The following is a 26,917-nucleotide window of genomic DNA, read 5'->3' as shown; positions in this document are numbered from 1 at the left end:
GGATGACAAGGCCAATGGACCCGCACCATGGGCACATGACGACGACCACCGGCCGCCCGGCCGAGCCTTCCCCCGAGACCGCGGCCGTGCCCGCGCCCCTGCCCGCATCCCTGCCCGCACCCGAGGTGACCGCCACCGAGATCGCCGCCGGCGCCCCCGGCGCCCCCGTCCTGATGGGTCCGGTGCGCCGCGGCGTCCAGCTCCTGCTCGGGCTCGTGGGCTTCGGCGTCGCGACCGCGATGATGCTCCACTCGGGCCAGGGCGCCATGCCGTGGGCCGTCCTGGACCAGGGCATCGTGGACCGGACCGGGCTGGCGTACGGCTGGGTGGTGCTCGGGGTCGGGCTGCTGGTGATGCTCGCGTGGATCCCGCTGCGCCAGAAGCCCGGGATCGGCACGATCGCCAACATCATCGTGATCAGCTTCGTCATCGACCCCTCGCTGTGGGTGCTCGAACGGCTGCTGCCCGAGCCGGCGCTCCCGACGGGGATCGCGCTCGCGCTGGGCGGGACGGTCCTGCTGGGGGTGAGCACCGCGGCGTACGTCGGGGCCCGCCTCGGACCGGGGCCGCGGGACGGCCTGATGACCGGCATCGTGCAGCGCACGGGCTGGCCCGTGTGGCTGGTGAAGACCGTCATCGAGGTCACGGTGGTCGTGGTCGGCGTGCTCCTGGGCGGCACCTTCGGGTGGGCGACCGTGATGTTCGCCTTCGGGGTGGGCCCGGTGGTGCAGGTCGCCGCGCGCTGGCTCGCGCCGCGCGGGCTCGTCGGCTGAGCCTCATCAGCCGAGTCTCATCGGCTGATCGCGCCGCCCGGCCTCGCCGTCGGCCGGTAAACCTGCGAGCCTCGGTGACCGTGGTGGGGGACATGAGCACCGACACGGAAGAGACCGGGCACCCAGAGGCCGGCCACGCAGGGACCGGGCACGCCATCGTCCGCGTGGCCCGGGGGCGCGACGACGACTTCGTCGCGTTCGTCGAGACGGCCGGACCCTACCTGTACCGCACCGCGTATCTCCTGTCCGGCGACACCCACCGGGCCGAGGACCTGGTGCAGACGGCGTTCGAGCGCACCTACCGCGTCTGGGACCGGGTGCGGGACCGCGAGCCCCGTGCCTATGCCCGGCGCGTCCTGGTGAACCTGCGCATCGACACGTGGCGGCACACCCGCCGCGAGGTCGTGCCGGGCGACGACCACCTCCCGGTGGGTACCACCCCGGACCGCGCCGCCGAGGTGGAGCTCCGGGACGCGCTCGTCCGCGCCCTCGCGCGGCTCGCGCCCCAGCAACGGCGCGTCGTGGTGCTCCGGCACCTGCTGGACCTCTCGGAGGCGGACGTCGCCGCCGAGCTCGGCCGGAGCGTCGGCACGGTCAAGGCGACCAACGCCCGCGCGCTGGAGAGGCTGCGCGGCTTCGTCGCCGAGGCGGACCTGGACGCCGTCGACGCGCCCGCCCTGGACGGGGCCGCGGTGCTGCGGGGCAGCAAGGCGGCGCTGCGGCGTCGCCGGGCCGCGCAGGGCGCGACGTCGGGCGTCGCCGCGCTCCTGCTGGTGTGGTTCCTGGTGGGTCCGGTGCGGGTGCCCGGCCTGGGGGAGGTCGCGCTGCCGGGCAGCGAGTGGTTCCGGGAGGTGACCGGCATCGAGCGGCTGCTCGACCGGCGCGACGACGCGGCCCCCGGGCCGGGCCTGACCACAGCGCCGGCCGGCACCGCGGAGGTGGAGCCGCTGCTGGAGACCTTCGCCGTCGCGTATGACGGGACCGCCACGGCGACGCTCGCCGAGGACGGCTCGTACTTCATGGTGCAGCAGTTCGAGGAGTCCGGGGACCCCGACCTGCCCGAGGGCGCGGGCTCGTCGGTGATCGAGCTCGTGGAGATCCAGGAGGACGGGGTCCCGCACGCCGTCGAGTACGAGGCCTCGACCGCGCTCGGCGGCCTGAGCACCGTGGCCACGGCAGCGGTACGCCAGGGTGACCGGCTCGCGTGGGTCCAGTCACCCGTCAGCGACGGCGCTCTGGGCGTGTGGGCGATCCGTGTGCGGGAGCCGGGCTCCGGCGCGGTGACCGTGACGGAGTACAGCGCCTCGGAGCACGCGGCGGACGGCGCGGAGCTCGGTGACCCGTGGCTCGGGCTCACCGCCGGGCGGGTCGCCTGGCTGACCGAGACCCCCGGACCGGACGGCAAGCTCGTGCGCGCCGTCTCGGCGACTGCGCTGGACGGTGCCGGCCCCGGGCAGGTGGTCGCCACGGGCGTCCGGACGTTCGCGACCCACGACGACGAGCTGGTGGTCACGACCGTGGAGCGGGTCGCCGACGGGACGTTCCGGTACGCCATCACTTCCCACCGGGACGACGGCCGCACCGAGATCCTCCGTCCCGCCACCCCGGTGGCGCCCGGCACCGGTGCGTACTGGGGGCGCGAGCTTGCGGTGTCGGACGAGCTCGTGGCCTGGAACGACGGCGTGCTGATCCACGTCCTGGACCGCGCGACGGGCCGGGAGCGGGTCTTCGAACCGGAGACCGCGGGAGAGGTCGTGACCTCGCTGGACGTGTCGGCGGGCGACGTGGTGTGGAGCACCAGTGTGAACGGAAGCGACACCGTGTACCTGGTCGCCGACGCGGTCGGCGACGGGCGTCCCCAGGTGGTGGACCACTTCATCGGCCTGGGTGACTCCAGCTCCGCGGTCTCGGCGGCGGTCGCGGGCGACCTCGTCGCCTGGCAGGTGGAGGGTTCGGGCGACGGAACGGCGTCGCTGTACCGGGCCAGGTTCACGCCCTGAGCGTCCGAGGCCCGGCCTCGATCGGCGCCCAGGGCGGACGTGGTCCTTCCGGTGCGCGAAACCGGGTCAAAGCGATTCGATCGTTGTCATAGGCTGATGCCATGGTCAACTACCGGTACCTCGGCAACAGTGGTCTCAAGATCTCGGAGATCACGTACGGCAACTGGCTCACCCACGGCTCGCAGGTCGAGAACGACGTCGCCTCGGCGTGCGTCCGCGCCGCCCTCGACGCCGGCATCACCACCTTCGACACCGCGGACGTGTACGCCAACACGGTCGCGGAGCAGGTGCTCGGCGACGCGCTGCGGGGCGAGCGCCGCGAGTCCCTGGAGATCTTCACCAAGGTGTACTGGCCGACCGGGCCCAAGGGGCCCAACGACACGGGTCTGTCGCGCAAGCACATCCTGGAGTCGATCAACGGCTCCCTGACGCGGCTCGGCACCGACTACGTCGACCTGTACCAGGCGCACCGCTACGACGTCGAGACGCCGCTGGAGGAGACGATGCAGGCGTTCGCCGACGTCGTCCGCCAGGGCAAGGCCCTCTACATCGGCGTCTCCGAGTGGACCGCCGACCAGATCCGCGCCGGCGCCGCGCTCGCCAAGGAGCTCGGCTTCCAGCTCATCTCCTCGCAGCCCCAGTACTCGATGCTGTGGCGCGTCATCGAGGACGAGGTCGTGCCCGCCTCGAAGGAGGTCGGCGTCTCGCAGATCGTGTGGTCGCCCATGGCGCAGGGTGTGCTCTCGGGCAAGTACCTGCCGGGCCAGGCCGCTCCGGCGGGCTCGCGGGCCACGGACCAGAAGGGCGGCGCGCAGACGATCAGCCGCTTCATGAGCGACGAGACCCTGACCGCCGTGCAGAACCTCAAGCCGGTCGCCGACGAGCTGGGCCTGTCCATGGCGCAGCTCGCCGTGGCGTGGGTGCTGCAGAACGACAACGTGGCCGCCGCGCTCGTCGGCGCGTCCCGCCCCGAGCAGGTCGCCGAGAACGTCAAGGCGTCGGGCGTGACCATCCCGGCCGAGCTGCTCAAGCAGATCGACGAGGCCCTCGACGGCGTCGTCGAGCGCGACCCGGCCAAGACCCTCGAGGGCATGCCGAAGAAGCGTCTGGCCTGACCTCCGGCTCCCGGAGCCGAAAAGACCTGTGGCGAGGCAGAACCGACCGGTTCCGCCTCGCCACAGGTCTGTGGTGTCGGTCCCGGGTCACTCCGGGTAGTTGCCGCGCTTCTTGCTCATCGGCTTGGGCAGCCGCGACCGGCGGAGCTGGTAGGCGCGCGTGACCGTGTACATCACGAGGCCGCGGGGCACCTCGCCGAACTTGGCCGTCAGGCGCTTCTTCAGCGAACGCCACAGCAGCCACACGTCGATGATCGTCAGGAACAGGAACCCGTACAGGCCGAGCATCACGAAGATGCTGAGCTGCGGGTACTGCGTCGTGAAGAACGTCGCGAACAGGAAGATGAACGCGACCGGCAGGAAGAACTCACCGAGGTTCCAGCGCGCGTCCACGAAGTCGCGCACGTAGCGGCGCACCGGGCCCTTGTCCTTGGCCGGCATGTACCGCTCGTCGCCGGTCTGCATCGCCTGGTAGGAACGCTCCCGGTCGATGCGCGACTTCTCGCGCTGCGCCTTGCGGGCCGCCCGGCGGTCGTCCGGGACCAGGGGACGCTTGTTCGCGGCCTGCGCGACGTTGCGCTTGGGCGTGGGCCGGCCCTTGCCGGCGGCGGCGCCCGACGTCGTGTCGGACGTCGGCGTCACCTCGTCCGGGGAGTCGCCCACGGGGGTCACGCCGTCTGGAGTCGAAGTCTTGCTGCGGGAGAACACCCTCCCAGCCTAATCGCTCCCGGCGCCGGCCGGTTCCGAGCCGTTAACGTGGGGCCGTGACCACCGATACCACCGCGGCCCTCCGGGCCCGCGTCACCGAGCTGTTCCCCGCCCTGCAGGCCGACCTCGAGGCCCTCGTGCGCATCCCGAGCGTCTCGGCCGCCGCGTTCGACCAGACGCACGTGGCCGCCAGCGCCGCCGCCACGGCGCAGCTCCTGCGCGACGCCGGTCTGCCCGACGTCCAGATCCTGTCCGCCCCGCGCCCCGACGGCACGCCCGGTGCGCCCGCCGTCGTCGCGCGCCGGCCTGCGCCCGAGGGTGCGCCGACCGTGCTGCTGTACGCGCACCACGACGTGCAGCCGCCGGGCGACCCCGCGACCTGGGACACCGAGCCGTTCGAGCCCACGCAGGTGGGGGAGCGGCTCTACGGCCGGGGCGCGGCCGACGACAAGGCGGGCATCGTGGCCCACCTCGGCGCCCTGCGCACCCTCGGCGTGCCCGACGGCGCGGACCTGCCCGTGGGCGTCACCGTCTTCCTGGAGGGCGAGGAGGAGTCGGGGTCGCCGTCGTTCCGCGCGTTCCTGGAGCAGTACCGCGACCTGCTCGCGGCCGACGTCATCGTCGTGGCCGACTCCACGAACTGGAAGGTGGGTGTCCCCGCCCTCACGACGTCGCTGCGTGGCCTGGTGGACGGCGAGATCGAGCTGCGGGTCCTGGACCACGCGGTGCACTCCGGCATGTTCGGCGGCGCGGTGCTGGACGCCGTCACCCTGATGTCGCGCCTCGTGGCGACGTTCCACGACGCGGCCGGCGACGTCGCGGTCGAGGGCCTGGTCACCGCGCCCGAGCCCGAGGTCGACTACTCCGAGGCCGAGTTCCGCGCCGACTCCTCGCTGCTCGACGGCGCGGAGCTCGCCGGCACCGGCACGCTCTCGGGACGGCTCTGGTCCAAGCCCGCGCTGTCCGTCATCGGCATGGACGTCACCTCGGTGGCTGAGGCGTCCAACACGATCGCGCCGCGCTGCGCCGCGAAGATCTCGCTGCGGCTCGCGCCGGGCCAGGACCCGGTCGCGGCCGACGCCGCCCTCGCCGCCCACGTGGCGAAGCACGCCCCGTTCGGCGCGCAGGTCACGTGGCGCTCGGGCGAGCAGGGCAAGCCCTTCCTCGCACCGGGCGACACGGCGGCGATGCGGGCAGCCCGTGCCGCCTTCACCGAGGCGTGGGGCACCCCGCCGGTCGACGTCGGCGTGGGCGGGTCCATCCCGTTCATCGCGGACCTGCTCGAGATCTTCCCGGACGCCGCGATCCTCGTGACCGGCGTCGAGGATCCGGACTCGCGGGCGCACGGCGCGAACGAGTCGGTGCACCTGGGCGAGCTGCAGAACGTCGTGCTGGCCGAGGCGCTGCTGCTCACCAAGATCGGCGAGGGCCTGTAGCCGTCCCGCTGATCTTCCCGTCCCGCTAGTTCTTCGCGGCGGGCTCGCGCGGTGCGACATCCATCGCGCGGGCCCAGGCCGCGACGTCCTCGGGGAGCGCGGGGGAGGGCAGGTCCTGCCCGGTCGCGTCCCGGACGACGTCGAGCGCCGAGATCCGGTTGCCCTTGCGGTCCAGGAACCGGCTGGCGACGATCCCGCGGGCGCACAGCTTGTCGCCCCGTGTGAAGACCTGCTCCAGGTAGAAGACGCGCTCGTCCCAGCCCAGGATCCGGGTCGTGATCTCGAACCGCTCGAACGGCTGCAGGGAGCGCCGGTACTTGATGGTCGACGCCGCGACCACGGGGGCCCAGCCCTTCTCCTTGGCGATCGGGAACATACCGAGGTCGGCGATCTGGTTGTTCCGGGCCACGTCCATCATCTGCAGGTACGTGCCGTTGTTGACGTGCAGGTACGAGTCGAGGTCCAGGGGCCCCACGCGCATCCGGGTGACCGACGGGTCGAGCAGGGTCTGTCCGGGGCGGGCCTTGCGCGGGAAGAGTCCGGTCCAGGTGAGCTGGAGCATGCGAGCCATGCGTCGAAGGTTATACCGGGAACCGGCAGTATCAGATACCTTGTCCGGCACCTGGCCGGGCGCCGGGTCAGGCTGTGCCGGACGGCGTCGCCGGGTGCTGGATCGCGTTGCGCACCAGCCGCCCCACGGCCGGTGTCTCCAGACGTTCGACCAGGTGGAGAGCCATGTCGATGCCCGAGGAGACGCCGGCCGACGTGATCACGTCGCCGTCGTCCACGTAGCGCGCCTCGGTGTCCACCAGCACGCTCGAGTCCAGCTCGGTGAGCTCGTCGTAGTGCTCGTGGTGCGTGGTGGCGGGCCGTCCCGCTAGCAGCCCGGCGGCGGCCAGGGGCAGGGCGCCCGTGCAGACGCTCGCCATGATCGGGGTCTGCTTGCGGATCTGGCGCAGCCACTCCAGGTGCCCGGGCTCGGCCAGCAGCGGCCGCGTGCCCAGGCCGCCCGGGTAGACCAGCACGTGCAGCGGACCCATGTCGTCCGCGCCGTGCGCGGGCAGGATCCGCAGCCCCTTGGCGAGCCGCACGCCGGCGCCGTCCCAGGAGAACGTGCTCACGGTCGGCCGCAGCTGCGAGTGGGAGCCCCACTCCGCAAAGACCTCGAAGGGCCCGACGACGTCGAGCTCCTCCGCCCCGTCGAAGACGAAGATCCCGATGCGCAGCCCGCCGTTGCCGCTCACACGCTCAGCCCGGTCAGATTCCGGGAAGGGCCAGCATCTGGTCGAGCGCCACGCGCGCCCAGTGGGCGTCGTCGGCGTCCACGACGATCCGGTTCACCATGCGTCCCTCGACGAGCGACTCCATGGCCCACACCAGGTGGGGCAGGTCGATGCGGTTCATGGTGGAGCAGAAGCACACCGTCGAGTCGAGGTAGTGCACCTGCTTGTCGGGGTGCGCGCGGGCGACGCGGCGGACCAGGTTGAGCTCCGTGCCGATGGCCCACGAGGAGCCGGGCTCGGCGGCCTCGAGCTGCTTGATGATGTACTCGGTCGAGCCGACGTAGTCGGCCGCGGTGACGACCTCGTGCTTGCACTCGGGGTGCACCATCACGTTGACCCCGGGCACCGCCGCGCGGATGTCGGTGACGTTCTGCTCCGAGAAGCGGCCGTGCACCGAGCAGTGCCCGCGCCACAGGATCATCCGGGCGTCGCGCAGCTCCTGGTCGGTCAGCCCGCCGTTCGGCTTGCGCGGGTCGAAGACCACGCAGTCGTCCAGGGACATCGCGAGCTCCAGCACGGCGGTGTTGCGGCCCAGGTGCTGGTCGGGCAGGAAGAGCACCTTGCCGGTGCCGTCGATGCCGCCCACCTGGTCGAACGCCCAGCGCAGCGCGACCTCCGCGTTGGAGGACGTGCAGACGGTGCCGCCGTGGCGCCCGGTGAACGCCTTGATGGCGGCCGACGAGTTCATGTAGGTGACGGGGATCGTCGAGTCCGCGACGCCGACGTCCTGCAGCACGGCCCAGGCCTCCTCGACCTGGCCGATCGCGGCCATGTCGGCCATCGAGCAGCCGGCGGCGAGGTCCGGCAGCACGACCTGCTGCGCGTCGGAGGTGAGGATGTCCGCGCTCTCGGCCATGAAGTGCACGCCGCAGAACAGGATGAACTCGGCCTCGGGGCGGGCCGCGGCCTCGCGCGCGAGCTTGAAGGAGTCGCCGGTGACGTCGGCGAAGTCGATGACCTCGTCGCGCTGGTAGTGGTGGCCCAGGACGAACGCGCGGCTGCCGAGGGCGGCCCGTGCGGCGCGCGCCCGGTCCACCAGGTCGGGGTCGCTCGGTGCGGGCAGCTCGCCCGTGCACTCCACGCCGCGCTCGGAGGCCAGGTCACGCCCCTGGCCGAGCAGCAGCAACGGGGACGAGGCGGGCTCGGAGAAGCCGGAGTATTCAGCCAGCAGGGTGCTCACGGTCACCATCATGACACGCGGTGGTGACACCTTGACCGGACGATGCCACGATGCCTCTCGTGCACGTGCTGCTGCTTGCCGAGACCTTGCCCGACGCCGAGCGACTGGCCTCCGCGTGGCATGCCGCCGCGCCGCACGCCGGCACCGAGGCGCGGGCCGTCCGGGTGCCCGCGTCCGCTGCCGTGTCCGCAGGTGGGCCGGGTGGTCCGGGCGGCGCGCCGGGTCCCGGGTCGGGCGCGGGGCACGACGACAGCGCGGGCCGCGGCGTGCTCCTGGCGGGTCCGGCGATCCCGGTCGGCCGGCCGGCCGCCGTCGGGCCGCAGGACGTGGGGCCCGCCCACCCCGGGCCGACGGCGCCCGGACCCGCCCCGTCGGCCCTGCCGCGCGCGGAGCGGGCAGCGCTGACCGACGCCGCCGCGCGCGCCGACGTCGTAGTGGCGTACGTCACGCTGCTCGACGGCGAGGGGCTGCACCGGGGGGTCGTCGTGGAGGCGGCGGCTGCCGCCGCGCCGCACGCGGTCCCCGTCGTCGTGCTCACCGGACGCAGCCAGGTGAGCAGGCGGGAGTGGTCCACGGCGGGCCTGAGCGGGGTGCACGAGGTGGCGGACGACGACGTGGCGCGCGTGGCCCGGACCTGGTCGCCGGGCTGGGCCCGGTGACCGCGCGGGTGACGCCGCGCACGTGGAACGGTGATGGGCTCGGGCGGCACCTGGGCGTACGATCTGAGAACAGACCGGAACGCGGGAACAGACGGACCAGCCGATGAGTTGGCAACGTTCAAGGATCGACTACCGGTATGTCGAACACGATCGGGAGATGACATGACCGACACCACCACGGACATCGCTACCCACGGCGTCAACGTCACCGACGTCGCCGCGGGCAAGGTCCGTAGCCTGCTCGAGCAGGAGGGCCGCGACGACCTGCGCCTCCGCGTAGCGGTGCAGCCGGGTGGCTGCTCCGGGCTGATCTACCAGCTCTACTTCGACGAGCGGGTGCTCGACGGGGACGCTCTGCGCGACTACGACGGCGTCGAGGTCGTCGTGGACAAGATGAGCGTGCCGTACCTCGAGGGCGCCACGATCGACTTCAAGGACACCATCGAGCAGCAGGGCTTCACGATCGACAACCCGAACGCCGGCAGCGCGTGCGCCTGCGGCGGGTCGTTCTCCTGATCGGAGCTCGCTGAGCGCAGTCTCGGCACGACGGGCCGGTCACCCCAGGGTGACCGGCCCGTCGTCGTCCCCGCTTGTCCCCTTTGAGGCCCGGGTTTCTTCGCTTTGGCGCCGTCCAAAGCGAAGAAACCCGGGCCTCAAAGGGGAGGGCGCAAGTCAGCCGAGGCGGACCGTGACGGCCCAGCCGTCCCAGTCCTCGTCCTGGGCTGCAGGGTCCTGGGCCCGGTGCTCCCGCGTCCCCACGTGCTCGTGGCCGCGCATCCGGCACCACGCGGGCACGTCGTGCCTGGCCGCGGGGTCGGTCGACAGGACGGTCAGCTCCGTGCCCGCGGGCAGGTCCTTCGCGGCCGCGGCGAGCCGGATGACGGGCAGCGGGCAGCGCAGCCCGCGAGCGTCCACCAACGTGTCAGACACACGGGTCACTCTAGTGACCTGTGCGTCTGACACCTCGCGGGCGGGCAGCGGGGTCTCAGAGGCCGCCGACGCCCAGCATCTCGCGGACCTTCGACACCGCGCCCGGGAGCACCGCGCAGAAGCGGTCGACGTCGTCGGCCGTGGTGGACCGGTCCAGGGCGATCCGCACGTTGCCGTGCGTGAGCACACCCATTGCAGCCAGCACGTGCGACGGTTCCAGAGTGCTCGCGGTGCACGCCGACCCAGAGCCGACGGCGAACCCGAGCCGGTCCAGCTCCGTCACGAGTGCCTCGCCGTCCACATAGAGGAACGAGAACGTGGCCACGTGGGGGAGCCGGTCGTCCGGGTCGCCCACCACCTCGACGTCGGGGATCCCTGCCACCGTGGCGCGCACACGCTCCACGAGCGCCCGGCGTCGCGCCTCCTGCGCCACGCGGTCGGACTCGACCGCCTGCAGCGCCACGGCGGCGGCGAACGCGAGCGGCACGCTCACACCGCCCGGGGCCCAGGGGTCCTCGTCCTCGGGCCCGACGGGCGCGGTGCGCACCCGCTGCCGGACGGCGAGGACGCCGACGCCGGCGGGGCCGCCCCAGTCGGCCGGGTCGGCGGCGAGGAGGTCCCAGGCGCCGGGCACCGCCACGTGGCCGACGCTCGCCCCGGCGTCGACCAGCAGCGGGACGCCGGCCGCGCGCGCGGCGTCGTGCACCGCCCCGACCGGCTGGACCGTGCCCACCTCGCCGTTCGCGTGCTGGAGCGCGGCCAGCGCGACGCCGGACGCCCCGACCGCCGCGACCATGGCGTCCACGTCGACCCGCCCGAGCCGGTCGACGGGCACGGGACCGGGCGGCGCGCCCGCGCCCTCCGCGCCGGCACGGCCCGCGGCGAGCGTCGCCGCGTGCAGCACGGCGGCACGCTCGACCGCGCTGACGACGACCGCGGAACCGGCGCGCCGTCGAGCGGCGGCCGCCGCCGCGACCGCGGCGTGCAGGGAGGCCGTGTGGCTCGGCGTGAACCGGACCTCCTGGGTCCGCGCGCCGAGCACGGCGGCGATCGCCTCGCGGGCGCCGTCGAGCAGCCGGGCCGCACGGCGGCCCTCGGCGTGCAGCCGGCGCGGGTCGGCCCAGCCGTCCGCGAGGGCCTGCTCGAAGGCCTGCCGGGCGAGCGGGTGCCACGGGGCGCGTCCGCCGTTGTCGAGGTAGACCCGTTCGGGGATACCTGGGGTGGCGTGGCTCACACGTCCTCCTGCTCCTTGTGCCGTCCACCTGATCCTCGCACCCCCGCCCGCCGGTCCGTCGCGGCGATCGTTCTGACACGACCCGGGTGGGTGTCCTGAACAGCGTCGATGTGTGCCCGGCGTGCGGAGTGCGTCACGTTCCCGTGGGGGCCTTCCGGGCATCATCAGGCCCCGGAGCGCGCTAGGCTGCATCCCATCGAGGACGAAGGTTCTGCGTGGAGCTCGGGAGGAAACCGGTGCGACGCGCCGGACGAGACGTGAAAGGCCTCCCTTGCACTCGAAGCCACCTACCCGCACCCGGCGGGCCATCCTGCGTGCGTCGGCTCTTGCCGCCGCAGTCGCAGTGCTGGCCTCCGGCTGCGCAAGTGAATCCGTCCAGCGCGGATACCTGCCCGGCTACAGCGACGGGGAGGTGACTAACCAGACCGAGCGCATCACCGACCTGTGGGTGGGCTCGTGGATCGCTGCTCTCGCCGTGGGCATCGTGACCTGGGGCCTGATGCTGTGGTGCATCGCGGCCTACCGGAAGCGCAAGGACGACCACCAGCTCCCGGTGCAGACGCGCTACCACCTGCCGCTCGAGCTCATGTACACGGCCGTGCCGATCATCATGGTGCTCGTGCTGTTCTGGTACACCGACCGCGACGTGACGGCCATCAAGACCGTCGACGGCACCGCGACCGAGCACATCCAGGTCATCGGCAAGCAGTGGAGCTGGGACTTCAACTACCTCGACGCCGACGTCTACGACTACGGCGAGCACGAGGCGGACCCCGGCAGCGTTACCGCGGAGGACGAGCTCGACGGCGCCGTCGGCACCTCGACGTCCTTCCCGACGCTCTACCTGCCGGTGAACGAGACGGTCGAGTTCACGCTCGACTCGCGCGACGTCATCCACTCGTTCTGGATCCCCGCGTTCCTGTACAAGCAGGACATGATCCCGAACCGGACCAACACGTTCCAGGTCACGCCGACCCGTGAGGGCACGTACGCCGGCAAGTGCGCCGAGCTCTGCGGCGAGTTCCACTCCGGCATGCTCTTCAACGTGAAGGTCGTGTCCGCCGAGGAGTACGACGCCCACATGGCGGAGCTCGAGGCGAAGGGTCAGACCGGCTCGCTGGGCATGGACCTCGCCCGCACCGCCGGCCCGGTGGAGGACCCGGCAGAAACACTGGAAGAGGAGGCTGGGCACTGATGGCCGCAGCGACCACGACCGAGCTGATCCCGGGCCTGGCGCCCGGGAGGCAGACGCTCGGCCGGACCGTCATCAAGTGGATCACGTCCACTGACCACAAGACGATCGGGTACCTCTACCTGATCACGTCGTTCATCTTCTTCTGCATCGGCGGCCTGATGGCCCTGCTGATCCGGGCCGAGCTCTTCGAGCCGGGCATCCAGCTGGTGCAGAGCAAGGAGCAGTACAACCAGCTCTTCACGATGCACGGCACCGTGATGCTGCTGCTGTTCGCCACCCCGCTGTTCGCGGGCTTCGCGAACGTGATCATGCCGCTCCAGATCGGCGCGCCCGACGTCGCGTTCCCGCGCCTGAACATGTTCGCCTACTGGCTGTTCCTGTTCGGTGGCCTCATCACCACCGCCGGGTTCCTCACGCCGCAGGGCGCCGCGTCGTTCGGCTGGTTCGCGTACGCGCCGCTGTCGACCACCACCTACAGTCCAGGGTTGGGCGGAGACCTCTGGGTCTTCGGCCTGGCGCTGGCCGGTTTCGGCACGATCCTCGGTGCGGTCAACTTCATCACCACGATCATCACCATGCGTGCGCCGGGCATGACCATGTTCCGGATGCCGATCTTCACCTGGAACACGCTGGTCACCAGCCTCCTGGTGCTGATGGCGTTCCCGCCCCTGGCCGCGGCCCTGTTCGCGCTGGGTGCCGACCGCCGTCTCGACGCGCAGATCTTCAACCCGGAGAACGGTGGCGCCATCCTCTGGCAGCACCTCTTCTGGTTCTTCGGGCACCCCGAGGTGTACATCATCGCGCTGCCGTTCTTCGGCATCGTGTCCGAGATCTTCCCGGTCTTCAGCCGCAAGCCGATCTTCGGCTACACGGGCCTGGTCTACGCGACCATCGCCATCGCGGCGCTGTCGGTGACGGTGTGGGCCCACCACATGTACGTGACCGGCGCCGTCATGCTGCCGTTCTTCGCGTTCATGACGATGCTCATCGCGGTGCCGACCGGCGTGAAGTTCTTCAACTGGATCGGCACGCTCTGGCGAGGAAAACTCACGTTCGAGACACCGATGCTCTGGTCCATCGGCTTCCTCGTGACGTTCCTCTTCGGCGGTCTGACCGGCATCATCCTGTCGAGCCCGGCGCTGGACTTCCAGCTCTCCGACTCGTACTTCGTGGTCGCGCACTTCCACTACGTGGTCTTCGGCACCGTCGTGTTCGCGATGTTCGCCGGGTTCTACTTCTGGTGGCCCAAGATGACCGGCCGCATGCTGTCAGAGCGCCTGGGCAAGGTGCACTTCTGGATGCTCTTCGTCGGCTTCCACACCACGTTCCTCATCCAGCACTGGCTGGGTGTGGAGGGCATGCCGCGCCGCTACGCGGACTACATGCCGCAGGAGGGCTTCACCTGGGAGAACCAGGTGTCCACGATCGGCGCGTTCATCCTCGCCGCGTCCACCCTGCCGTTCTTCTGGAACGTCTACATCACCTGGCGCAAGGCGCCCAAGGTCACGGTCGACGACCCGTGGGGCTACGGCCGCTCCCTGGAGTGGGCCACGTCCTGCCCGCCGCCGCGGCACAACTTTGCGTCGCTCCCGCGCATCCGCTCGGAGTCGCCGGCGTTCGACCTGCACCACCCCGAGGTCGTCGCGATGGAGCACCCGGAGTACAACCGCGGTGTGCTCGACAACATCTACGGCGAGGCGGACCGGCGCGGTCAGGACAAGCAGGCCCAGCAGCGTGCCGCGCACGGCGGCGGCGAGTCGGGTCAGAGCAGCACGACCATCGTTGACCAGCCGGACGAGGGGACCAGCAAGTGAAGATCGAGAGCCGGCTGTTCCTCTGGGGCACGCCCTTCTTCGTCCTGGCCGGGGTCGTCTACGGCTTCATGACGGACTGGCAGGAGCCGGTCGGCTTCCTGGGCATGCCGCTGGTCGGTGCCCTGGTGGCGATGATCGGCGCGTACCTGACGCTGACGGCCCGGCGCATCGACGCCCGGCCAGAGGACGACCCGAACGGCAACATCGAGGACGCAGCGGGCGACCAGGGTGTGTACGCGCCCTGGAGCTGGTGGCCGCTCGCGATCGCCGGCTCGGCCGCGATCTGCTTCCTCGGCCTGGCCGTGGGCTGGTGGGTGCTCTACATCGGCTTCTGCGTGGCGATCATCGCGCTCGTGGGCTGGGTCTTCGAGTACTCGCGGGGCATCCACTCGCACTGAGACCTTCCGCTTCAGCGACCGACCCGGCGTCGGAACGTACCCTCACCTGAGGGTGCGTTCGGATGCCGGGTTTGTTCGTTTCACCCGCTGTTTCACCCGCTGATGACAGGGTGCGACGCGCCAAGCGTGGTGAGATCGAACGTTCGCTGGCCGGTTCCCCGACGCAACCTGTGCGTCGCCCGGAGAGCGGGCAGGAAGGTCAACAGTGCGTTACTCCAAGACGGTGGTGCTGGCGACGGCGAGCGTGCTCGTCGTGGGTCTCGGCGGCTGTGCGGCGGCGAGCTCGAGCGGCTCCGCCGACGAGGCAGCTCCCACCGAGTCGGCGCAGGCCCAGGTCGAGCTGACCCAGGCCTCGTTCGTCGAGGAGCTCTCCGCGGCGCAGACCGAGGCGGGCACCGTCCACATGTCGATGGGCTACTCGGGCGAGGGGGCGGAGGAGGCCGGACTGGCGGGTGCTCCCGTCGAGGCCGACATCAACCTGGCCGACCCGGCGAACCCGGCGATGGCGATGACGATGGACATCGAGGGCGAGACCGCCGACATGGTCCTCTTCGACGGCGACTTCTACATGAACATGGGCGAGTCGACGTCCGGCAAGTTCTTCAGCCTGACCGAGGCCGGCAAGAGCGACAACCCGATGGGCGTTCTCTTCAAGAGCATGGGTGACGTCATGCGCAGCAGCCTGGAGGACATGGACCCCGCCGCCCAGCTGCAGGGCATGGAGGGTGCCATCACGTCGTTCGAGAAGTCCGGCCCCGAGACGGTCGACGGCGTCGAGACGGACGTGTACACGCTGCTCGTCGACGCGACGAAGATGACCGGCCCGCAGGTCGAGGGCATGCCCGAGGACGTGCTCGCAGAGATGGGCGAGGTCGAGATCGTCTACAACGTGGACGAGGACAACCTGGCTCGCGCCTTGGCCATGACGATGACCATCGAGGGAAAGCCCGTGGTCGCGAGCGGCACGTTCACCGACTGGGGTGAGCCCGTCGACATCGCCGCGCCGACCGCGGACCAGCTCGTCACCATGGACGAGCTGACCGAGGGCATGATGGGCTGATCCTTCGCTCTACCTCGCGGCCTGGGCCCAGCGCTCCAGGGTGGCCTGCGCCGCCCCCGAGTCCACGGCCTGGGCCGCGAGGCCGATGCCGGCGGTGAGGCGCTCCACAAGGGTCCCGGAGCCCGTACCGGGCAGCGTGCCGTCGGCGACGAGGCCGGAGGCCGCGTTGAGCAGCACGGTCTCGCGCACCGGCCCGTCCTCGCCCGCCAGCACCGCCCGGGCGACGCCCGCGTTGTAGGCCGCGTCGTGGCCGCGCAGGTCCTCGACCTTGATGCGCGTCAGCCCGAGGTCGTCGGCGGGGTCGATGCGGTGCTCGGTGACCGTTCCCCCGGACACCTCCCAGACGGTGGCGCCCGCCGTCGCGGCGAGCTCGTCCAGCCCCTCGTCCCCCCGGAAGACCAGCGCGGACTTGCCCCGCTCGGCGAAGACGCCCGCCATCAGCGGCGCCATCCGCGCGTCGGCGCAGCCGACGGCGGCGGCGCGCGGCTGGGCCGGGTTGGTGAGCGGGCCCAGGAAGTTGAAGGCCGTGGGCACGCCCAGCTCCTTGCGGGTCACGCCCGCGTGGCGCATGGACGGGTGGAACGCCGCCGCGAAGCAGAAGGTGATGCCCGCCTCGCGCGCGATCTGCGCGACCCGCTCCGGCGCGTGGTCCAGGCGGATGCCCAGCTCCTCCAGCACGTCCGCGCTGCCCGACGACGACGATGCCGCCCGGTTGCCGTGCTTCACGACCCGCAGGCCGGCGCCCGCGATGACCACGGACGCCATCGTGGAGATGTTCACGGTGTGCGCACGGTCGCCGCCGGTCCCGACGATGTCCACCGACGGCCCGGGCACGTCGATGCGCACCGCGTGCTCGATCATAGACTCGGTCAGGCCCGCGAGCTCCTCGACGGTCTCGCCCTTGGCGCGCAAGGCCACGAGGAAGCCGGCGAGCTGGACGGGCGAGACCTCACCGGTCATCACCCGGTCCATGGCCCAGCGGGCCTCCTGCTGGCTCAGGTCGGTGCCGGTCATGAGCCCGGCGAGCAGGCCGGACCACGTGGGTGCCTCGAGGTTCACGCGGTACCTGCCGTCGAGGGGTCGAGCAGGCGCGCGACGGCTTCCTGGACCTTGATGGCGTCGAGCGGGCGTGCCACCACGCCGTCGGCCAGCGACCAGGTCGCGAGCCAGGCGTCCGCCGGGCGGCCCGTGAGGACCAGCACCGGGGGGCACTCGTAGATCTCGTTCTTGAGCTGGCGGCACAGGCCCATGCCGCCGGCCTGGTCGGCCTCTCCGTCGAGGACGAGCAGGTCCCACGTCTCGTTGTCGGCCTTGTCCACCACGGCGGCCGCGGTGGCGGCCTCGGCCCACACGATGTCGGGCTCGCCCGCGTGCAGGCGCGGGCCCACGGCGAGGCGTACCTGCTCGCGTACCGTGCGGTCGTCGCTGTACAGGAGGACTCGCGGGCTCGACGTCGCGCTGGGGGAGGGCGTACCGCTCGTGCCTGCGCTGGTCACATCCGTCGTCATGCCGGTCATGCGTCGATCGTGGCACAGACCCCGCCCCTGCGGCAGATTTGTCCGCGCCCTTTTCATGGCACTCTGTTCAATCGCGTCAGCAAGTGACGGCCCACGTAGGGCGTTGAAAGGACTTTGTGAGATTCGACGCGAGCGTCTGTGACGGTTCGGCGTTCGGGACACCCGAACGTCGGCCATAATGGCTGTCGTGTCGACCGCAACGGCTGCAGCCACCCCCACGCACCAGCACGTGACAGTCAATCGTCCGAACCCGGTCTCGGTCGGGACGATCGTCTGGCTCGCGAGCGAGCTCATGTTCTTCGCAGCGCTCTTCGCGATGTACTTCACCGTCCGGCAGACCATGCCGGCCGAGGAGTGGGCGCTACAGGCGGACAAGCTGAACATCACCTTCTCCACGATCAACACGATCGTCCTGGTGCTGTCCTCGTTCACCTGCCAGTGGGCGGTCTTCAAGGCCGAGCAGTTCAAGCCGTCGCGCTCCGGGAAGCTCTTCCAGTTCTGGACCTGGGGCATGCACGAGTGGCTGACCATGACGTACCTCATGGGCGCGTTCTTCATCGGCGGCCAGATCTTCGAGTACACCGAGCTGGTGCACGAGGGCCTGACCATCTCGTCCAGCGCCTACGGTTCGGTCTTCTACATGACCACCGGCTTCCACGGCCTGCACGTCACCGGCGGTCTGATCGCCTTCCTCTTCGTGCTCGGCCGCTCCTTCGCCGCCAAGCGCTTCGGTCACCACGAGGCCACCACCACGATTGTCACGTCCTACTACTGGCACTTCGTCGACGTGGTGTGGATCGCGCTCTTCGCGGTGATCTACCTGCTGCGCTGACCGGTCGCGCGGTCGCCCCCGGGCAGCCGCGCCTCACGGCCACGTGCGGTGGCATAGGTTGATAACAGAGAAGCTCAACACTCACAGCGAGACGAGGAAATTTTCGTGAAGGCACTCGCCGCCCGCAGGCATCACCGGCTGGCGCCGGTCGTACTCCTGCTGCTGGCGCTGCTGACCACGGGCGGCGTCTACGCCGCCCTGGCTCCGAGCACGGCTAAGGCCGAGACCGTCAGCACCGCGGACATCGAGACCGGTAAGAAGCTGTTCCAGGCCAACTGCGCGACGTGCCACGGCGCGAACGCGGAGGGCACCGACGGCGTGCCGTCCCTGGTGGGCGTCGGCGCTGCCGCCGTCGACTTCCAGGTGTCGACCGGCCGCATGCCGATGCAGATGAACGGCCCGCAGGCCGAGGCCAAGCCGCCGCAGTTCGACGCGGAGCAGACCGCGGCGCTGGCCGCGTACGTCGCCTCGCTGGGTGCCGGCCCCGCCATCCCTACCGACGAGCAGGTCGACCCCACGCTGGGTGACCCCTCGAACGGCATGGCCCTCTTCCGCACCAACTGCGCCATGTGCCACAACGCCGTCGGCGCCGGCGGCGCACTCTCGGAGGGCAAGTTCGCCCCCGCCCTCTGGGAGACGTCGGAGCGGAACATCTACCAGGCGATGCTCACCGGCCCGCAGTCGATGCCGGTGTTCAACGACGCGAACATCACGCCGGACGAGAAGCGCGACATCGTGTCGTTCCTCGTCGAGCAGCGCGAGGGTTCGGCCGGCGGTAACGCGCTCGGCGCCCTCGGACCGGTGTCCGAAGGTCTCTGGGCCTTCGTGATCGGCCTCGGCCTGCTCATCGGCGCCGCAGTGTGGATCGGAGCGAAGTCCTCGTGAGCGAGAACCAGAACAACCCTGCCGACACCTCGCACGAGGTGACGGTCACCCCCGAGGCGGGTACCGCCGTAGGGCACCCGGAGCGGTTCCCTGACCCGGGCATCCCGGAGCACAAGCACCGCCTGACGGACACCGACCCGCGCGCCGCCAAGCGCGCCGAGCGGACCGTCACCTTCCTGTTCGTCCTGTCGATCCTGGGCACGGTCGGCTCGATCGTCGCCTACGTAATGGTCCCGCCGGACGGCACGACCTCGGGCGTCCGCCTGTCGACCCTGCTGCTCGGCCTCGGCCTCGCGGTGTCGCTGCTCGGCATCGGCATCGCCGGCATCCACTGGGCCAAGTCGCTGATGGGCGACAAGGAGATGGTCCAGGAGCGGCACCCCCTCGCGACGAACGACGAGGACCGCGCGATCGCGGTCCGGGACCTGAACGACGGTCTCGCCGACTCGGGCGTCGTCGGACGCCGTGGCGTGCTCAAGGGCGCCTTCTTCGGTGCTCTGGCGCTGTTCCCGCTGGCCATCGCGGTGCCGCTGATCGGCTCCGTGGGTGGCGACTGGAACGTCTCCAAGTTCAAGCACACGATGTGGAAGAACGGCACGCGCCTGGCGATCGACCCCTCGGGCCGGCCCATCAAGGCCGCCGACGTCACCGTCGGCTCCGTCTTCCACGTGATCCCGGAGACCACCGAGGAGTTCCGCTCGACGCACGAGTGGATCAACGAGAAGTCCAAGGCCGTGGTCCTGATGGTCCGCCTCAACCCGGAGGACCTCCGTACGGACCAGTCGCCCGAGGGTGAGACGTGGTCGCACGAGGGGATCGTCGCCTACTCGAAGATCTGCACGCACGTGGGCTGCCCGGTGGCCCTGTACGAGCAGCAGACCCACCACCTCCTGTGCCCCTGCCACCAGTCGACGTTCGACATCGCGGACAGCGCGAAGGTCGTCTTCGGCCCGGCCAACCGCCGGCTGCCGCAGCTGCCGATCACCGTCGACGACGAGGGCTACCTCGTCGCGCAGGACGACTTCGCCGAGCCCATCGGCCCGAGCTTCTGGGAGCGCCTGAAGTGAGCACCGCGACCCACGACACCAAGCCCGAGGCTCCGGCCAAGCCGACGACGACCGTCGGCAAGGCCGCGGACTACCTCGACCAGCGCACCTCCATCGGCGTCGCCGTCAAGGAGTTCGCGCGCAAGGTCTTCCCGGACCACTGGTCCTTCATGCTCGGCGAGATCGCCCTGTTCTCGTTCGTGGTGCTGATCATCTCGGGCTTCTTCCTGACGATGTTCTTCGAGCCGTCGATGGCGCTCACCACCTACGAGGGTGAGCACCCCGCGACCATGCACGGTCAGCTCATGTCCGTCGCGTTCGCCTCGACGCTCGACATGTCGTTCGAGGTGCGCGGCGGTCTGCTCATGCGGCAGATCCACCACTGGTCGGCCCTGATCTTCATGGCCTCGATCGTGGTGCACATGATGCGCGTGTTCTTCACCGGCGCGTTCCGCAAGCCGCGCGAGATCAACTGGATCGTCGGCATCCTGCTCATGATCCTGGGCCTGGCGGCCGGCTTCACCGGCTACTCGCTGCCCGACGACGTGCTCTCCGGCAACGGCCTGCGCATCACCGACGGCGTGGTCAAGTCGATCCCGCTGATCGGCTCGTTCCTGTCGTACATGATCTTCGGCGGCGAGTTCCCGGGCCACCACATCGTGCCGCGCCTGTTCACGCTGCACATCTTCGTGGTGCCGGGCATCCTGCTGGCGCTCATCGCGCTGCATCTGTTCCTGATGGTGCTGCAGAAGCACACCCAGTACCCGGGCGGCGGCCGCACCGACAAGAACGTCGTCGGCTACCCGGCGGCGCCGGTGTACGTCGCCAAGATGACCGGCAACTTCTTCATGGTCTTCGGCGTGCTGGCGCTCATGGGCGCCACGATGTCGATCAACAACGTGTGGAACTACGGGCCGTTCGACCCGTCACCGGTCTCCGCGGGTGCCCAACCGGACTGGTACATGCTGTTCCTGGAGGGCTCGCTGCGTCTGATGCCGGGCCAGGGCACGGAATGGGTCATCTTCGGCTACACGCTGCCGTTGAACGTGCTGATCCCTGCCGTGGTCATCCCGGGCATCCTGTTCACGTTCCTCATCGTGTACCCGTTCCTCGAGGCGCGGGTGACCGGCGACGACCGCGAGCACCACGTGCTGGACCGGCCGCGCAACAAGCCGGCCCGTACCGGCCTGGGTGTCGCGTTCCTGACGGCGTTCATCATCCTGGCCCTGGCCGGGTCGAACGACCTCATCGCGACGCACTTCGCGCTGTCGATCAACGCGATCACCTGGGTGTTCCGCGTCCTGTTCTTCGTGGGGCCGGTGTTCGCGTACTGGGTCACCAAGCGCATCTGCCTCGGGCTGCAGCGCAAGGACCGCGAGCTGGTGCTGCACGGCCACGAGTCGGGCCGCATCGTGCGCTTCGCCACCGGCGAGTACATCGAGGTCCACACCCCGCTCGACGAGCAGGAGCGCTGGCTGCGCGTCAACTACGACGCGCCTGCCCCGCTGGCGATCGCCCCGAAGACGGACGCCCGCGGCGTGAAGCGCAAGGGTTACGGCGCCGACAAGCGCTGGCAGGGCCTGTCCCGGTTCTTCTACGAGGACCGCGTCTCGCCCGTCACCCCGGCGGAGGTCGCCGCCGCGCACTCGCACGGTGAGCACGACGAGCTGCACGGCTCCGAGCGCCAGGCCGTCGAGGCAGGCGCGGGATCCACCTCGCGGGAGCACTGAGCGACCTGCGACCCCAAGCGATGGCCTGTGTCTCCTGGTCCGCATCTGCGGCCGGGGACACGGGCCATTGCCGTCCCGGCGGGCACCACCTCGGCGCACGACCAGGACGGCGTCCCACCCCTGCGCACCGTCCGGTGTGCGGACCGATCCTGGAGGTACCTCAGCAATGGCTGTTTACACGCTCCCTGACCTGACCTACGACTACGCCGCGCTCGAGCCGCACATCTCGGGCAAGATCATGGAGCTGCACCACTCCAAGCACCACGCGACGTACGTCAAGGGTGCCAACACTGCCCTGGAGCAGCTCGAGGAGGCCCGCGAGACGGGCAACCTGGCGAACGTCAACAAGATCGAGAAGGACCTCGCGTTCAACCTCGGTGGTCACATCAACCACTCGATCTTCTGGACGAACATGGCACCGGAGGCCGGCGGCGAGCCGACCGGCGACATCGCCACGGCGATCGACGAGCACTTCGGCTCGTTCGAGAAGTTCAAGGCGCACTTCACCGCCGTTGCCGCCGGTGTCCAGGGTTCCGGCTGGGCCGTCCTGGCCTGGGACTCCGTGGGCCAGAAGCTGGTCGTCGTGCAGCTGTTCGACCAGCAGGGCAACATCCCCTTCGCGCTCACCCCCGTCCTCATGCTGGACTGCTGGGAGCACGCCTACTACATCGACTACCTGAACGTCCGCCCGGACTACATCAAGGCCTGGTGGAACCTGGTGTCGTGGAGCAACGTCTCCGAGCGCCTGGCGCGGGCGAAGACGCAGACCGCGGGTCTCGTCGTCGCCTCGGCCTGACGGCCTGACCACAGATCCGGCGCACCTCTGGGGGGACTCTCCCCGGGGTGCGCCGGATCTGTCGTGTCACGTTCCCGGGCCCCGATTCGTCGGCGAGGGTGGAAGCAAAGCCCGGCACGGTGTCTACTGGAGGTCAACGGTAGAGCCCGCGCCGCCGAAATCAGGGGTGATGACGTGGCAACGAAGCAGCGTCCGAGTGCCGTCGGCAAGGCCGCCGACTACCTGGACCAGCGCACCACCATCGGGGTGCTGGTCAAGGAGCTGGCGCGCAAGGTCTTCCCCGACCACTGGTCTTTCATGCTGGGCGAGATCGCCCTGTTCTCGTTCGTGGTGCTCATCGCGTCCGGGTTCTTCCTGACGATGTTCTTCGAGCCGTCCATGGCGCTGGTGCGGTTCGAGGGCGACTACCCGCCGTCGATGCAGGGCCAGCTCATGTCGGCGGCGTTCAACTCCACCGTGGACATGTCGTTCGAGGTGCGCGGCGGTCTGCTGATGCGGCAGATCCACCACTGGTCGGCCCTGATCTTCATCGGCTCGATCGTGCTGCACATGTTCCGGATCTTCTTCACCGGCGCGTTCCGCAAGCCGCGCGAGATCAACTGGATCGTCGGGCTGACGATGCTGATCCTGGCCCTGGCTGCGGGCTTCACCGGCTACTCGCTGCCCGACGACGTGCTCTCCGGCAACGGCCTGCGGATCATCGATGGCGTGGTCAAGTCGATCCCGCTGATCGGCGCGTACCTGTCCTTCCTCGTCTTCGGCGGCGAGTTCCCGGGCGACCACATCATCCCGCGGCTGTTCACCCTGCACATCTTCGTGATCCCCGGGATCCTGATCGCCCTGATCGCGCTGCACCTGTTCCTCATGGTGCTGCAGAAGCACACCCAGTACCCGGGTGGTGGCCGCACCGACAAGAACGTCGTCGGCTACCCGGCGGCGCCGGTGTACGTCGCCAAGATGACGGGCAACTTCTTCATCATCGCGGGCGTGCTGACCCTCATGGGCGGCACCATGGCGATCAACAACATCTGGAACTACGGCCCGTACGACCCGGCGCCGGTCTCGGCCGGCACCCAGCCCGACTGGTACATCCTCTTCGTCGACGGCGCGCTACGGCTCATGCCGGGACCGGGCTGGGAGTGGGTCATCGGCGGCTACACGCTGAGCATGAACATCCTGATCCCGGCCGTCGTGGTGCCGGGCATCCTGTTCACGCTGCTCTTCGCGTGGCCGTTCCTCGAGGCCCGCGTGACCGGGGACCACCGCGAGCACCACGTGCTGGACCGGCCGCGCAACCGGCCGGTGCGGACGGGCGTCGGCGTCGCGTTGTTCGTCGCGTTCCTGGTGTGCGCCCTGGCGGCGACGAACGACATCATCGCCACGCACTTCTCACTGAGCATCTTCGCGATCACGTGGGTGCTGCGCGTGCTCCTGTTCGTGGGGCCCGTGTTCGCGTTCTTCGTGACGAAACGGGTGTGCCTCGGGCTGCAGCGCAAGGACCGCGAGCTGGTGCTGCACGGGCACGAGTCCGGCCGGATCGTGCGCTTCGCCAACGGCGAGTACGTCGAGGTGCACACCCCCCTGGACCCGCAGGAGGTGTGGCTGCGCACCCAGCACACGTCCCCGAAGCCGCTGGAGATCAGACCTGCGACGGACGCCCGCGGCGTCAAGCGCCAGGGCTACCGGTCCGACCGGCGCTGGCAGCGGCTGTCCGAGTTCTTCTACGAGGACCGGGTGGAGCCGGCCACGCCCGCGGAGCTCGCGGCCGCCCACTCGCACGGGGAGCACGACGAGATCGAGGCCAGAACCCCGGCGTCGTTGGGCGCCGGCACCGGCTCCGGCGGGCAGGGCACGTCGGGCCCGCGCACGGCCGGGCCGCGGACCTCCGGAGAGGACGCCGCGGGACGGCGCGACGGGGGACCGGACGCCGGACCGGGCGAGGCTCCGCGGTAGCGGGGCTGCGGTAGCAGGCCGCGGTAGCAGGCCGCGGTAGCAGGGCCGAGCTAGTCGTCGAGCCCCAGGGCGAACGCCTGCTCCAGGTCCGCCTTGGAGAACGCACGGAACGCGATGAGCGTCTCGGTGTTCTGCACGCCCGGCACCTTGTTCACCGTGTCGGAGACGACGCCGGCGAGCTGCTCGTGCTCGGGCACGCGCACGATCGCCACGAGGTCGGTCTTGCCGGTCACGGAGAAGACCTCGCTCACACCATCGATGTTCGCGACCTCCTGCGCGACCTCGGGAATGCGGGACGTCTCGGCGTCGATGAGGACGATCGCGGTCAGCATGCCGTCATCGTATCCACGTGCCGCGGGTTCTCGGGTCGCGGGACGACGGCGGTTCCGTCCGCGGTCTCCTCCGCGTCGGCCGCAGCCGGGGCCTCCGCGCCGGACTCGGTGCCGGGCGCGGCGTCGGCTGGGCCCTCCGCCGCGCCGATCTCCGTCCGCACCCGCTCCGACGCCCAGGTCAGGTCGGCGTGCGCGCCCGCCGCGCGCACCGGGCACGCCCAGGTATCGCTGACGTGGACCAGCCGGACGCCGGGGGCGTCGAGCCAGGCGAGCAGCAGGTCGGTCTCCTCGGGGTGCGCGGCGGGGGCCGGGGCGACGGGCGGCTCGACGTGCTCCGCCGTCGTGCGCAGGGCGTCCACGAGGGGGAGCGGGCTGACGCCCGGGGCCGACACGTCGGTCGCGGCGAGCCGGCCGTGCTTGATCACCACGATCTCCCAGCCGCCGGGCTTGCCCGGGGCGTCGCCGATGCCGGACGGCCGCGCGGCGACCAGCTCGGCGCAGGCGGCCAGGGGCCCGAGCCGCTGGGCCCGGTGCGCGCCCTGCACGAAGGCGCGCAGGCGACGGGTGACCTCGCCGGCCTCCTCGTACCGTTCCTGGTGGGCGAGCGTGGCGATCCGGTCGGAGAGGGCCCGCACCACCGGGGCGGGGTCACCGGTCAGGGCGTCGCGCGCGGCATCGGCCACGTCGGCGTAGGACGTGTCGGGCGCCTCGGTGGCCACGCACGGCGCCGAGCAGCGGCCCATGCCTGCCAGGGCGCACGGGCTGCCAGGTCGTTTGGAGACCAGCGGGATGCGGGCAGTGCACTGCCGCAGGTTCAGGGCGTCGTGCAGGGCGTGCACGGCCTCCTGGGCGGTGCGCCGGGACCCGAACGGGCCGATGTGCGCGGCGCCCGGCACGACGCCGCCCACGACCGACAGGCGCGGGTAGGCCTCGTCGGTCAGACGTACCCACGAGTGCCGCTCCGGGAACTTGGAGCGGCGGTTGTAGCGCGGCGCGTGCTCCGTGATCAGCCGCAGCTCCCGCACGTGGGCCTCCAGCGGCGTGGCACAGGCGACGGGTGTGACCCGCTCGGCGATGCGCACCATCTCGGTGATCCGCCGTCGCTTCTCGGCGGCCGTGAAGTACGAGCGCACCCGCTTGCGGATGTTGACGGACGTGCCGACGTACAGCACCTCGTCGCCCGGGCCGCGGAACATGTACACGCCGGGCGAGTCGGGCAGGCCGTCGGCCAGGTGCCGCTTGCGGCGCACCTCGGGCGGCACCGGGTCGGCCGCCGTCGCGAGGTCCTCCAGGTGCGTGACGCCCATCGGCGCGAGGCGCTCGAAGAGCGCGTGCAGCACGTCGACGGTCGCCCGTGCGTCGGCCAGCGCCCGGTGGTCGGGGGACACGGTGGCGTGGAACAGGTTCGCCAGCGTGGACAGCTTGTGGTTGGGCGCCTCGTCCCGCGTGACCAGGCGGCGGGCCAGCGGCACGGTGTCCACCACGGTGAACCCGGGCCACGGGTAGTCCAGCCGGGCGCACATCGCCTTGAGGAAGCCGACGTCGAACGGCGCGTTGTGCGCCACCAGCACCGTGTCGTGCGCGAACTCCAGGAAGCTCGGCAGCACCAGCGCGATGTCCGGCGCCGTGGCGACCATGGCGTTCGTGATGCCGGTCAGCCGGGCGACGAACGCCGGGACCGGCTGCCCCGGGTTGACCAGCGACTGGAACTCGCCCAGCACCTCGCCGCCGCGCACCTTGACCGCGCCGATCTCGGTGATGCCGCCCTCTGTGGCGTTGGTCCCCGTGGTCTCCAGGTCCACGACGACGAAGGTCACGTCGCGCAGCGGCGTGCCGAGCTCCTCGAAGGTGGCCTGGTAGGCCGATGCGGTGGTGCTCACGGGCGAGAGGCTATCGGCAGACACTGACACGCTTGTTCGAGCCGCGCCGTCGGGCGGGAAGGCCGCTGTACGGCCTTGTTCGTGAGCCAAGGAGGGAGCCGCGAGGCGGACCAGGTAGGTCGTCCGGATGGCGCGCTGTCCACAGGTGCGGGAAGCATGAG

General features: G+C 70.8%; 26 protein-coding genes. 16 read left to right on the top strand and 10 right to left on the bottom strand.

Features of this window, described 5'->3' with window-relative positions; all coding sequences use genetic code 11:
• Positions 1–35 precede the first annotated feature (35 nt).
• The 3 genes from yczE (at position 36) to ACZ7LE_RS13730 (ending at position 3,888) form a co-directional block, all read left to right on the top strand.
• A complete protein-coding gene (yczE, locus tag ACZ7LE_RS13740; protein WP_470403816.1) occupies positions 36–773 on the top strand; it encodes a membrane protein YczE in 738 nt (245 codons plus the stop codon).
• A gap of 92 nt (positions 774–865) precedes the next feature.
• Positions 866–2,773: a SigE family RNA polymerase sigma factor gene (locus ACZ7LE_RS13735; protein ID WP_470403815.1), complete on the top strand. Its 1,908-nt coding sequence runs from the start codon at positions 866–868 to the stop codon at positions 2,771–2,773.
• Between the two features lie 101 nt (positions 2,774–2,874).
• The gene (locus ACZ7LE_RS13730; RefSeq protein ID WP_470403814.1) at positions 2,875–3,888 is read left to right on the top strand and encodes an aldo/keto reductase family protein; all 1,014 of its coding nucleotides are present in this window, start codon (positions 2,875–2,877) and stop codon (positions 3,886–3,888) included.
• An 87-nt stretch (positions 3,889–3,975) separates the two neighbouring features.
• Here the strand turns inward: ACZ7LE_RS13730 and ACZ7LE_RS13725 are convergent, their stop codons facing one another.
• A complete protein-coding gene (locus tag ACZ7LE_RS13725) occupies positions 3,976–4,596 on the bottom strand; it encodes a DUF3043 domain-containing protein (protein WP_470403813.1) in 621 nt (206 codons plus the stop codon).
• Positions 4,597–4,652: 56 nt separating this feature from the next.
• Here ACZ7LE_RS13725 and ACZ7LE_RS13720 point away from each other — a divergent pair, with 56 nt between their 5' ends.
• A complete protein-coding gene (locus tag ACZ7LE_RS13720; protein WP_470403812.1) occupies positions 4,653–6,032 on the top strand; it encodes a M20/M25/M40 family metallo-hydrolase in 1,380 nt (459 codons plus the stop codon).
• A 25-nt stretch (positions 6,033–6,057) separates the two neighbouring features.
• On the opposite strand, the gene ACZ7LE_RS13715 is transcribed toward ACZ7LE_RS13720, so the two are convergent.
• From ACZ7LE_RS13715 to nadA, 3 genes are all read right to left on the bottom strand, one after another.
• The gene (locus tag ACZ7LE_RS13715; protein ID WP_470403811.1) at positions 6,058–6,603 is read right to left on the bottom strand and encodes an acyl-CoA thioesterase; all 546 of its coding nucleotides are present in this window, start codon (positions 6,601–6,603) and stop codon (positions 6,058–6,060) included.
• A 67-nt stretch (positions 6,604–6,670) separates the two neighbouring features.
• Complete coding sequence (locus ACZ7LE_RS13710; protein WP_470403810.1) at positions 6,671–7,276, bottom strand: DJ-1/PfpI family protein; 606 nt, start codon at positions 7,274–7,276, stop codon at positions 6,671–6,673.
• 13 nt (positions 7,277–7,289) lie between these two features.
• A complete protein-coding gene (gene nadA / locus ACZ7LE_RS13705; protein WP_470404551.1) occupies positions 7,290–8,504 on the bottom strand; it encodes a quinolinate synthase NadA in 1,215 nt (404 codons plus the stop codon).
• A gap of 41 nt (positions 8,505–8,545) precedes the next feature.
• On the opposite strand from nadA, the gene ACZ7LE_RS13700 reads away from it, so the two are divergent.
• Both ACZ7LE_RS13700 and erpA read left to right on the top strand, forming a co-directional pair.
• Positions 8,546–9,154, top strand: coding sequence for a hypothetical protein (locus tag ACZ7LE_RS13700; protein ID WP_470403809.1), 609 nt, complete (start codon positions 8,546–8,548; stop codon positions 9,152–9,154).
• A 162-nt stretch (positions 9,155–9,316) separates the two neighbouring features.
• Positions 9,317–9,670 carry an iron-sulfur cluster insertion protein ErpA gene (erpA, locus tag ACZ7LE_RS13695; protein ID WP_020014294.1) on the top strand — a complete coding sequence of 118 codons (354 nt, stop codon included), beginning with the start codon at positions 9,317–9,319 and terminating at the stop codon, positions 9,668–9,670.
• A gap of 156 nt (positions 9,671–9,826) precedes the next feature.
• Here erpA and ACZ7LE_RS13690 read toward each other — a convergent pair whose 3' ends face one another.
• Together ACZ7LE_RS13690 and ACZ7LE_RS13685 are read right to left on the bottom strand one after the other, a co-directional pair.
• On the bottom strand, positions 9,827–10,084 hold the full coding sequence (locus ACZ7LE_RS13690) for a sulfurtransferase TusA family protein (RefSeq protein ID WP_470403808.1): 258 nt from the start codon (positions 10,082–10,084) through the stop codon (positions 9,827–9,829).
• 55 nt (positions 10,085–10,139) lie between these two features.
• Positions 10,140–11,318 (bottom strand): cysteine desulfurase family protein, encoded by a 1,179-nt coding sequence (locus tag ACZ7LE_RS13685; protein WP_470403807.1) that lies wholly within the window; start codon positions 11,316–11,318, stop codon positions 10,140–10,142.
• Positions 11,319–11,589: 271 nt separating this feature from the next.
• On the opposite strand from ACZ7LE_RS13685, the gene ctaC reads away from it, so the two are divergent.
• The 4 genes from ctaC to ACZ7LE_RS13665 all read left to right on the top strand — a co-directional run bounded on the left by ctaC (position 11,590) and on the right by ACZ7LE_RS13665 (position 15,785).
• Entirely contained in the window at positions 11,590–12,513 is a 924-nt protein-coding gene (ctaC, locus tag ACZ7LE_RS13680) for an aa3-type cytochrome oxidase subunit II (protein WP_285104330.1), read from the top strand.
• Complete coding sequence (gene ctaD, locus ACZ7LE_RS13675) at positions 12,513–14,327, top strand: aa3-type cytochrome oxidase subunit I (RefSeq protein ID WP_377232101.1); 1,815 nt, start codon at positions 12,513–12,515, stop codon at positions 14,325–14,327. Before ctaC ends, ctaD begins: the two co-directional genes overlap by 1 nt.
• The gene (locus ACZ7LE_RS13670; RefSeq protein ID WP_377232102.1) at positions 14,324–14,725 is read left to right on the top strand and encodes a cytochrome c oxidase subunit 4; all 402 of its coding nucleotides are present in this window, start codon (positions 14,324–14,326) and stop codon (positions 14,723–14,725) included. Before ctaD ends, ACZ7LE_RS13670 begins: the two co-directional genes overlap by 4 nt.
• 205 nt (positions 14,726–14,930) lie before the next feature.
• Complete coding sequence (locus ACZ7LE_RS13665; protein WP_470403806.1) at positions 14,931–15,785, top strand: SCO4651 family lipoprotein; 855 nt, start codon at positions 14,931–14,933, stop codon at positions 15,783–15,785.
• Positions 15,786–15,794: 9 nt separating this feature from the next.
• Here ACZ7LE_RS13665 and trpD read toward each other — a convergent pair whose 3' ends face one another.
• Together trpD and ACZ7LE_RS13655 are read right to left on the bottom strand one after the other, a co-directional pair.
• Positions 15,795–16,844: an anthranilate phosphoribosyltransferase gene (gene trpD / locus ACZ7LE_RS13660; protein ID WP_470403805.1), complete on the bottom strand. Its 1,050-nt coding sequence runs from the start codon at positions 16,842–16,844 to the stop codon at positions 15,795–15,797.
• On the bottom strand, positions 16,841–17,302 hold the full coding sequence (locus ACZ7LE_RS13655; RefSeq protein ID WP_470403804.1) for a hypothetical protein: 462 nt from the start codon (positions 17,300–17,302) through the stop codon (positions 16,841–16,843). Before ACZ7LE_RS13655 ends, trpD begins: the two co-directional genes overlap by 4 nt.
• 178 nt (positions 17,303–17,480) lie before the next feature.
• Between ACZ7LE_RS13655 and ctaE the strand changes: the two genes are divergently transcribed.
• From ctaE to qcrB (ACZ7LE_RS13625), 6 genes are all read left to right on the top strand, one after another.
• Positions 17,481–18,134, top strand: a complete 654-nt coding sequence (ctaE, locus tag ACZ7LE_RS13650; RefSeq protein ID WP_108495698.1) for an aa3-type cytochrome oxidase subunit III — start codon at positions 17,481–17,483, stop codon at positions 18,132–18,134.
• Positions 18,135–18,239: 105 nt separating this feature from the next.
• Complete coding sequence (gene qcrC / locus ACZ7LE_RS13645) at positions 18,240–19,019, top strand: cytochrome bc1 complex diheme cytochrome c subunit (RefSeq protein WP_470403803.1); 780 nt, start codon at positions 18,240–18,242, stop codon at positions 19,017–19,019.
• Positions 19,016–20,086, top strand: a complete 1,071-nt coding sequence (gene qcrA, locus ACZ7LE_RS13640; protein WP_470403802.1) for a cytochrome bc1 complex Rieske iron-sulfur subunit — start codon at positions 19,016–19,018, stop codon at positions 20,084–20,086. The genes qcrC and qcrA overlap by 4 nt, the downstream gene beginning before the upstream one ends.
• Positions 20,083–21,795, top strand: coding sequence for a cytochrome bc1 complex cytochrome b subunit (gene qcrB, locus ACZ7LE_RS13635; protein ID WP_470403801.1), 1,713 nt, complete (start codon positions 20,083–20,085; stop codon positions 21,793–21,795). The genes qcrA and qcrB (ACZ7LE_RS13635) overlap by 4 nt, the downstream gene beginning before the upstream one ends.
• A gap of 166 nt (positions 21,796–21,961) precedes the next feature.
• On the top strand, positions 21,962–22,591 hold the full coding sequence (locus ACZ7LE_RS13630) for a superoxide dismutase (protein WP_377229354.1): 630 nt from the start codon (positions 21,962–21,964) through the stop codon (positions 22,589–22,591).
• A gap of 174 nt (positions 22,592–22,765) precedes the next feature.
• Positions 22,766–24,544 carry a cytochrome bc1 complex cytochrome b subunit gene (qcrB, locus tag ACZ7LE_RS13625; RefSeq protein WP_470403800.1) on the top strand — a complete coding sequence of 593 codons (1,779 nt, stop codon included), beginning with the start codon at positions 22,766–22,768 and terminating at the stop codon, positions 24,542–24,544.
• 50 nt (positions 24,545–24,594) lie between these two features.
• On the opposite strand, the gene ACZ7LE_RS13620 is transcribed toward qcrB (ACZ7LE_RS13625), so the two are convergent.
• Positions 24,595–24,876 (bottom strand): Lrp/AsnC family transcriptional regulator, encoded by a 282-nt coding sequence (locus tag ACZ7LE_RS13620; RefSeq protein WP_253867636.1) that lies wholly within the window; start codon positions 24,874–24,876, stop codon positions 24,595–24,597.
• Positions 24,870–26,756, bottom strand: a complete 1,887-nt coding sequence (locus ACZ7LE_RS13615) for a DEDD exonuclease domain-containing protein (RefSeq protein WP_470403799.1) — start codon at positions 26,754–26,756, stop codon at positions 24,870–24,872. The genes ACZ7LE_RS13620 and ACZ7LE_RS13615 overlap by 7 nt, the downstream gene beginning before the upstream one ends.
• Positions 26,757–26,917 lie beyond the last annotated feature (161 nt).

Source organism: Promicromonospora sp. NPDC110617, assembly GCF_055598465.1.
This window is presented reverse-complemented; position numbering and strand designations above follow the sequence as displayed.

Coding starts and splice junctions, on each gene's coding strand:
- ctaE (WP_108495698.1), top strand. CDS start 17,481: ATGGCTGTCGTGTCGACCGCAACGGCTGCAGCCACCCCCACGCACCAG.
- ACZ7LE_RS13715 (WP_470403811.1), bottom strand. CDS start 6,603: ATGGCTCGCATGCTCCAGCTCACCTGGACCGGACTCTTCCCGCGCAAG.
- ACZ7LE_RS13735 (WP_470403815.1), top strand. CDS start 866: ATGAGCACCGACACGGAAGAGACCGGGCACCCAGAGGCCGGCCACGCA.
- erpA (WP_020014294.1), top strand. CDS start 9,317: ATGACCGACACCACCACGGACATCGCTACCCACGGCGTCAACGTCACC.
- ACZ7LE_RS13655 (WP_470403804.1), bottom strand. CDS start 17,302: ATGACCGGCATGACGACGGATGTGACCAGCGCAGGCACGAGCGGTACG.
- ACZ7LE_RS13620 (WP_253867636.1), bottom strand. CDS start 24,876: ATGCTGACCGCGATCGTCCTCATCGACGCCGAGACGTCCCGCATTCCC.
- nadA (WP_470404551.1), bottom strand. CDS start 8,504: ATGGTGACCGTGAGCACCCTGCTGGCTGAATACTCCGGCTTCTCCGAG.
- ACZ7LE_RS13630 (WP_377229354.1), top strand. CDS start 21,962: ATGGCTGTTTACACGCTCCCTGACCTGACCTACGACTACGCCGCGCTC.
- ACZ7LE_RS13700 (WP_470403809.1), top strand. CDS start 8,546: ATGCCTCTCGTGCACGTGCTGCTGCTTGCCGAGACCTTGCCCGACGCC.
- ACZ7LE_RS13730 (WP_470403814.1), top strand. CDS start 2,875: ATGGTCAACTACCGGTACCTCGGCAACAGTGGTCTCAAGATCTCGGAG.
- ctaD (WP_377232101.1), top strand. CDS start 12,513: ATGGCCGCAGCGACCACGACCGAGCTGATCCCGGGCCTGGCGCCCGGG.
- yczE (WP_470403816.1), top strand. CDS start 36: ATGACGACGACCACCGGCCGCCCGGCCGAGCCTTCCCCCGAGACCGCG.